The 5,016-nt window shown below is 28.2% G+C and carries 6 protein-coding genes; 3 read left to right on the forward strand and 3 right to left on the reverse strand.

Annotated features, from left to right (window positions below):
* Window positions 1–176: 176 nt before the first annotated feature.
* Complete coding sequence (locus tag ACTG3S_RS05405; RefSeq protein ID WP_439128346.1) at window positions 177–923, reverse strand: uroporphyrinogen-III synthase; 747 nt, start codon at window positions 921–923, stop codon at window positions 177–179.
* Window positions 924–941: 18 nt separating this feature from the next.
* Window positions 942–1,583, reverse strand: a complete 642-nt coding sequence (locus ACTG3S_RS05410) for a DUF4271 domain-containing protein (RefSeq protein WP_439128347.1) — start codon at window positions 1,581–1,583, stop codon at window positions 942–944.
* A gap of 80 nt (window positions 1,584–1,663) precedes the next feature.
* Between ACTG3S_RS05410 and ACTG3S_RS05415 the strand changes: the two genes are divergently transcribed.
* The 3 genes from ACTG3S_RS05415 to ACTG3S_RS05425 are packed head-to-tail and all read left to right on the forward strand — an operon-like array spanning window position 1,664 to window position 4,234.
* Window positions 1,664–2,389, forward strand: coding sequence for a polyprenol monophosphomannose synthase (locus tag ACTG3S_RS05415; protein ID WP_439128348.1), 726 nt, complete (start codon window positions 1,664–1,666; stop codon window positions 2,387–2,389).
* Window positions 2,390–2,391: 2 nt separating this feature from the next.
* A complete protein-coding gene (locus ACTG3S_RS05420) occupies window positions 2,392–3,729 on the forward strand; it encodes a dihydroorotase (RefSeq protein WP_439128349.1) in 1,338 nt (445 codons plus the stop codon).
* A 1-nt stretch (window position 3,730) separates the two neighbouring features.
* The gene (locus ACTG3S_RS05425) at window positions 3,731–4,234 is read left to right on the forward strand and encodes a DUF4296 domain-containing protein (RefSeq protein WP_439128350.1); all 504 of its coding nucleotides are present in this window, start codon (window positions 3,731–3,733) and stop codon (window positions 4,232–4,234) included.
* Here the strand turns inward: ACTG3S_RS05425 and ACTG3S_RS05430 are convergent.
* Window positions 4,235–5,016: SDR family oxidoreductase (locus ACTG3S_RS05430; RefSeq protein WP_439128351.1), on the reverse strand; the 782-nt coding region annotated here is incomplete at its 5' end.

Consider the following 5,016-nt stretch of genomic DNA (forward strand, 5'->3'; position numbering starts at 1 on the left):
CACAAAAAATAATTAGAAAAGATAAATTTGACTTCATATAAAAAAACTCTTATTATATATTTTTAGCTAATTTAAGTTTTTAAAATAATACGACAGTAAGTAAAAACACTTGTTTATAAAAAAATAAACCGAACATTGCTGCTCGGTTTATTTTAATTTATTTGATAAAAAGTAATTTATTTTTTGTTTACTTCTTTAATATATTTTTCTAAAGCCATTGTCATAGAAGGAGTTTCAGGCGCTGGTGCTTTAATATCACATTTAAAACCTGCCTCAGTAACAGCATTTACTGTAGAGTTACCAAAAGCAGCAATTCTGGTATTGTTTTGCTTAAATTCCGGGAAGTTTTGAAGCAAAGATTCAATTCCAGAAGGACTAAAAAACACTAAAATATCATAAAAAACATCTTCTAAATCAGATAAATCACTAACCACAGTTCTATACAAATCTAGACGAGTCCATTTTACACCTAAAGCATTTAATTCGTCTGGGATTAATGGTTTTAATTTGTCTGAAGATGGTAATAAAAAATTTTCTGTTTTATGCTTTTTAATCAACTTGGTTAACTCAGGAAACGTTCTGTTACCTACATAAATTTTACGTTTTCTATACACTACATATTTTTGCAAATAGTAAGCAACAGCTTCTGACTGGCAAAAATATTTCATATCATCTGGCACCTTAAAACGCATTTCTTCTGCAATTTTAAAGAAGTAATCTACAGCATTTCTACTTGTTAAAATAATAGCTGTAAAGTTTTTTAAGTCTACTTTTTGAGACCTAACTTCTTTAACAGGAATACCTTCTACATGAATAAAAGATCTAAAATCTATTTTTACTTTCTGTTTATTAGACAAATCAAAATAAGGAGAAGTTTCTGTTTTAGGTTCGGGTTGCGATACTAAAATAGTTTTCACTTTCATACGCTTTTGTTTTTTAATTTAAAGTATCAATTTAAATAGTAAAAATAGCGGTGCTATTTCGAAGGCGCAAATGTACAAAATAAAATAAAACAACTTGCTAAAAATCAGCTTTTTGTTAATAATAATATGAGTTACAAAACGAAAGGCAAGCAGAAAAACAAAAGTATAATATAAAACTCTAGTATTTATACCACTGTAGGTAGTTATAATAGTAACAACAAACAACCCAAAACTGATAGCATATAAATAGCTAATTTTAGAAATTGTATAAAACTGAAGCTGTTTTTTTATTATAAAAACGCGAACTAATAAAAAATCTAACAATTTTTTAAGTAAAAGATAACTTAAAACGAGTACTAAAATCGTTAAAAAAGATGAAAATGTATGATCGAAAAAATAGCTTTTATTAGCTAACAATAAACTACTAGTTAAAGACAAAATTATTGCAGAAAACAAAAACAAAATAAAATTAAAACTATTAAAAAATGAAGGATTTTCTTCTACTTCTAAATCTATAAAGTTTTTATTAAAAAAAGCGAAAACATAACCTTTTAATCGTTCTTTATCTATAGATTTAAGCACAGCAATTAATAGTAATAATAGTAGTATTATTAAGGTAATCCAATTTTTATTAATTGCTATTTTTTCTAATGCTTGCACTTCTTTTTTCTAAGTAAGATTAACACAAAATTAGTAATTAAAAAATGTATATTTGTATTATACTACATGAAATTTAATTTATGTCAGACGCGTTAGTCATAATTCCTACTTATAACGAAAAAGAAAATATAGAAGCTATCATTAGAGCTGTTTTTAGTGAAGAAAAAGAATTCCATATTTTAATTGTTGATGATAATTCTCCTGATGGAACTGGCAAAATTGTAGAAAATTTAATGACTGAATTTCCAAACCAACTTTTTATAGAGAAAAGAAAAGGAAAAAATGGTTTGGGTACTGCTTATATTCATGGTTTTAAATGGGCTTTGTCAAAAAAATATGACTATATCATTGAGATGGATGCTGATTTTTCTCACAATCCAAAAGATTTGATAAGGTTGTATAATGCATGCAAAAAAGACGGTGGAGACGTTTCTGTAGGCTCTAGATATGTTAAAAACCAAGTGAATGTGGTTAATTGGGATATTAAACGACTGTTGCTTTCTTATTTTGCATCAAAATACGTGCGTTTTATTACAAGAATACCTGTTTTTGATACCACTGCTGGTTTTGTTTGCTGGAAACGTAAAGTTCTGGAAACCATTAACTTAGATAAAATAAAGTTTATTGGATATGCTTTTCAAATAGAAATGAAATTTAAAGCGTGGAAACATAAATTTAACATAAAAGAAGTCTCTGTAATTTTTACAGACAGAGATTTAGGAGCCTCTAAAATGAGTGGAAATATTGTTTCTGAAGCACTTTTTGGAGTAATAAAAATGAGATTAAAAGGATTACCAAAAGATTAAAAATGACAACTTACCTAATTAAAAATGCTAAAGTAGTTAATGAAAACAAAACTTTTAAAAGTGACGTTTTGATTGAAAATGAAGTGATAAAACAAATTTCTTCGAACATTACTGTTGAAGAAAATATGAAAGTTATAAATGCAAATGGTAATTATTTAATACCCGGTTTTATAGACGATCAAGTACATTTTAGAGAACCTGGTTTAACACACAAAGCCAATATTGCTACCGAAAGTAAAGCTGCTGTTGCAGGTGGCATTACCACTTTTATAGAGCAACCCAACACAGTACCACAAGCAACAACGCAAGAATTGCTAGAAAATAAATTTAGCATTGCAAGTAAAGATTCTTATACCAATTACTCTTTTATGTTTGGTGGCACTAATAATAATTTAGAAGAATTATTAAAAACAGATCCAAAAAAAGTGGCTGGTATTAAGTTATTTTTAGGTTCGTCTACAGGAAATATGTTGGTAGATGACGTAGAAGTTTTAGAAAAAATTTTCTCATCAACCAAAATGATTATTTCTGTACATTGTGAAGACGAAGCAACTATCAGAAAAAATACAGCAGAATTTAAAGAAAAGTATGGTGATGATATTCCTATTAAATATCACCCAGTTATTAGAAGCGAAGAAGCGTGTTACATATCTTCATCTAAAGCCATAGAGTTGGCAAAAAAAACAGGCGCTCGTTTGCATATTTTTCATGTTTCTACAGAAAAAGAAACTCATCTTTTTAGAAACGATATTCCACTAGAAGAAAAACAAATTACAGCAGAAGTTTGTGTACATCATCTTTGGTTTAACGATAAAGATTATGATGAAAAAGGAACATTTATCAAATGGAATCCTGCTGTAAAAACAGAAAAAGACAGACAAGGGTTATGGAAAGCTTTGTTAGACGATAGAATTGATGTGTTAGCAACAGACCATGCACCACATACTTTAGAAGAAAAAAATAATGTGTATACAAAAGCACCAAGTGGTGGGCCATTAGTACAACATGCAGTAATAGCTATTTTAGAAAAAGTAAAAGAAGGTGTTATTTCAATTGAAAAAGCGGTAGAAAAAATGAGTCATAATCCTGCCAAGTTGTTTCAAATAAAAAAACGTGGTTTTATTAAAGAAGGTTATTATGCAGATTTGGTCTTAATAGACCCAAACAAACCGCAAACCGTAACCAAAGAAAATGTTTTGTACAAATGTGGTTGGTCTCCTTTTGAGGGTACAACTTTTTCCGCAAGCATTACACATACCTTTGTAAATGGAAATTTAATATATAATAATGGTATTTTTAATGATGCTGTAAAAGGTAAAAGATTAACTTTTAATAGATAAAATGAAAGCTATTTTAATTATTTTTTGTGCTGTTTTACTTTTTTCTTGTACTAGTAATACCATTTTAGAAAAACCAAAAGATTTAATACCTAAAGATACTATGCAATTATTATTGCAAGAAATGGTTATTGCTAGCAGTGCTAAGTTTATCAAAAATAAGAACCTTCAAAAAAGTGTTAATTATATGCCTATCGTATATGAAAAATTTAAAATTGATAGTGCAAGATTTCAAACTAGTAATTTCTATTACATGTCTAAAATAGACGATTATCAAAAAATATTAGAAAGAGCCAAAGAAAGTATAGAAGAACAAGGAGACTTTTACAAACAGAAACAAACTAGATTAGACTCTATAAAAAAAGATTCCATAGATAAAGCAAAAAAACTTGAAATAAAATTAGATAGTCTAAAAATTGTAAATGACTCTTTAAAAAAACACGGTATAAAATTAGATACTTTAAATACCAATATTTTAAATGATCGTGAAGCGTTGCAAAGACAATAATTACTTAGAGTAATTGTTGCAAACTTGTTGAACAACATTATCTATTTTTTCAAATTGATATTTTAAGGTCTCTTTTATTTTTTGAGAAGAATATTTAGAAACAGCGTGTGCACTTCTTGCAGAATACTTACTTAACAAAGGTTGTACTCCTGAAATTTTAGCTACAAAAGCAGAAAACCTCCATAAAATACTAGTTTGCCAAGGTTTTATTTTTTTAGAAGGTCTTTTTTTACTAAAACTATCTGAAATGACAAATAATACATCTTTATATGTTTTGTTTTCTGAAACCAAAATAAAACGTTCGTTTTTAATGGTAGAATCCATTAATAGAATCATGGTTTTTACTACATCTTTTACGCCCACAAAACCAGTAATTCCTTCTGTAAAATATTTAAACCCATTAAAAACCTGACTAAATAATTTACCAGAACCAGATTGCCAAAAACCGCTTCCTAAAATTATTCCTGGATTTACAATAACTACCTCAACACCTTCTTGACTTGCTCGCCAAACCTCCATTTCTGCACCAAATTTTGTGATGGAATAACCACTGTTGTCTTGTTCTTTATTCCACTCATTTTCTTCAGTAATTAGTTGCCCATTAACAGCATCTCCCACAGAAGCAATAGAACCTACAAAACACAATTTATCTATTTTAGCATCTATAGAAAGGTTTACAATAATGGCTGTACCATGTATATTTACTTTACGCATTTCTATATAATCTTTTGGATTAAAAGAAATAAACGCTGCACAATGGTACACTTTTTCTACACCAATAA

This window comes from Polaribacter sp., from assembly GCF_965656025.1.
Taxonomy (GTDB): Bacteria; Bacteroidota; Bacteroidia; order Flavobacteriales; family Flavobacteriaceae; genus Polaribacter.

Bases quoted from the DNA above. Each gene is read 5' to 3' on its own strand.
- ACTG3S_RS05425 (WP_439128350.1), top strand. From the start codon at position 3,731: ATGAAAGCTATTTTAATTATTTTTTGTGCTGTTTTACTTTTTTCTTGT.
- ACTG3S_RS05420 (WP_439128349.1), top strand. From the start codon at position 2,392: ATGACAACTTACCTAATTAAAAATGCTAAAGTAGTTAATGAAAACAAA.
- ACTG3S_RS05405 (WP_439128346.1), bottom strand. From the start codon at position 923: ATGAAAGTGAAAACTATTTTAGTATCGCAACCCGAACCTAAAACAGAA.
- ACTG3S_RS05415 (WP_439128348.1), top strand. From the start codon at position 1,664: ATGTCAGACGCGTTAGTCATAATTCCTACTTATAACGAAAAAGAAAAT.